The sequence below is a fragment of the Rhodovarius sp. genome (assembly GCF_040399605.1).
GTDB classification, from domain to species: domain Bacteria; phylum Pseudomonadota; class Alphaproteobacteria; order Acetobacterales; family Acetobacteraceae; genus Rhodovarius; species Rhodovarius crocodyli_A.
Genome location: NZ_JBBARU010000049.1, coordinates 1 through 1,850 on the forward strand (window position 1 = coordinate 1; position 1,850 = coordinate 1,850).

At 67.1% G+C, this 1,850-nt stretch carries 3 protein-coding genes; all 3 read right to left on the minus strand.

What is annotated here, in order from left to right:
- A partial coding sequence (locus ABWP84_RS12695) for a JmjC domain-containing protein (RefSeq protein ID WP_353212406.1) occupies nt 1–1,147 on the minus strand: 1,147 nt, incomplete at its 3' end.
- Between the two features lie 6 nt (nt 1,148–1,153).
- The gene (locus tag ABWP84_RS12700) at nt 1,154–1,594 is read right to left on the minus strand and encodes a hypothetical protein (protein WP_353212407.1); all 441 of its coding nucleotides are present in this window, start codon (nt 1,592–1,594) and stop codon (nt 1,154–1,156) included.
- 55 nt (nt 1,595–1,649) lie between these two features.
- Nucleotides 1,650–1,820 carry a hypothetical protein gene (locus tag ABWP84_RS12705; protein WP_353212408.1) on the minus strand — a complete coding sequence of 57 codons (171 nt, stop codon included), beginning with the start codon at nt 1,818–1,820 and terminating at the stop codon, nt 1,650–1,652.
- Between the last annotated feature and the right edge of the window lie 30 nt (nt 1,821–1,850).

Consider the following 1,850-nt stretch of genomic DNA (forward strand, 5'->3'; position numbering starts at 1 on the left):
GCTTGCTGATCTCGGCGGCGGTGGCGCCATCGGTCAGCGGCCCCAGCCACGCCGCCTCATGCGCGGCCAGGGCAATTTCGCCGCAGGTCCAGTGCAGGCTGGCCTGGCCATCTGGGGTGATGGCCAAATGGTGGTGCATGCCATCCGCCAGCCGCATCGGCATATCTTCGGTCAATTCCGCCAAAAACAGCCCGCGCGCTGGCAGCGGCTGCCGGTCATGCGCCAATTGGTTGAGCAGCAGCAACGACAGCCGCTCCCCATGCTCAGCCGTGGCGAGGCCGCGCAGCTTTTCCGCCATGGCCTCCAGCAGCCCGGCCAGCCCCTCGGGCTCGGCCAGGCGCCAGGTGGGAACGGCCTGGCGCAGCGGCGTATTGGCCACCTCCTCGCTATCGATGAGGCTGCGCAGCGCCTGCGCCCAGCTGGGTTCCAGCAGGCCCACGGTGATATGCAGCGAGGGCTCGCCCGGCTCCGTCGATGCATCATGCATCACGCCGCGCGGGATATAGAGCGCGTCGCCGGGCTGCATCATCACCAGATTCGGCTCGCCCTCGGGCGCAATATGGCCTGGCCAGGGAGTGCGGCGCGTGGGGTTTTCCACCGCCTGCCCATCCCATACCCGCCAGCGCTTGCGCCCGGATACCTGCAGCACCAGCACGTCATGCGTATCGAAATGGCTGCGAAAACCCTGCGCCTGCGGCGGGGTGAGGTAAATATTGGTCTGGCAGCCATGCAGGAACAGCTTTTCCAGCCCACGGCAGAACCGCCCCAGCGGCGGATGCGTCTCATGGAACTGGCTGGCCACCAGCGAGGCGCCGGCATCGAAGCGGCGCAGCAGCCGCGGCAAATCCACCCTTCCATCGGGCAGGGTGAATTCATGCTCGGGCACGGCCGCGCTGCCCTCGCGGCTGTCATCGGCCATTGCAATGCGCGGGGAGCGGGCGCCATCCGTGCGCAGATAGGCATCAAGCACGGCAATGTTCAGCAGATCAGCATAGCGCGCCACGCCGCCGCCGGAAAAATGCCGCCAGGCCGTGCCCTCCCGCAGCGCGAGCACGCTCTCCAGCGGCATATCACCAAAGGCGCGGGCAAAAGCCTCCTCCATGATGGAGGCCTCGGCCGGAGGTGCTGGCATCAACGTCTCGAGCATCGGCGCTCAGTATCCGCGCCGGCCCCGGCCGGGGCCATCCGAGGGGTCACTATCGTTCAAGCCGGTGCGGTAACCGCGATAGCCGCCATAGCCGCCATAGCCGCCCCGGCCCCGGCCCGGCCCGTCATTCGGGTCACGATCGGTGGTGCCGGTGCCGCGATAGACGCGGCTGCCGCCCCGGCCATTGCCGGGCCCATCATTGGGGTCTGCATCGGTTATGCCGCTGCCGCGATAAACGCGCGCACCACCCCGGCCATTGCCAGGGCCATCATTGGGATCGGCATCGGTGAGGCCTGTGCCACGATAGACGCGCGCACCACCGCGGCCATTATTCGGCCCATCATTGGGGTCAGCATCGGTGATGCCAGTGCCGACGGGCGCGACATAGACGGGCTGCACCGGAACGCAGGCGGCAGTGCCCAATGTGGCGGCGCCAACAGCGCTCATGCGAACGACTAGGCGCCGACGGCCAAGCTTTTCGTCATTATTGGCATTATTTTCATTATCGTTGTTCATCGGTTTCCAGCCCCTGGACGTAAATGCGCTTTAAGCAGGCCGGCGCCAAAATCTCAACGCTTCTCATGCGCAGTGCCGGCAAGGTGAGCGTGCCGCAGCCATGGCCGCGGCTGAGGTCAGCGCCCGCGCCCACGGCCAGGGCCGTCGCTGGGGTCACTATCGGTCACGCCGCTGCCACCGCGATAGC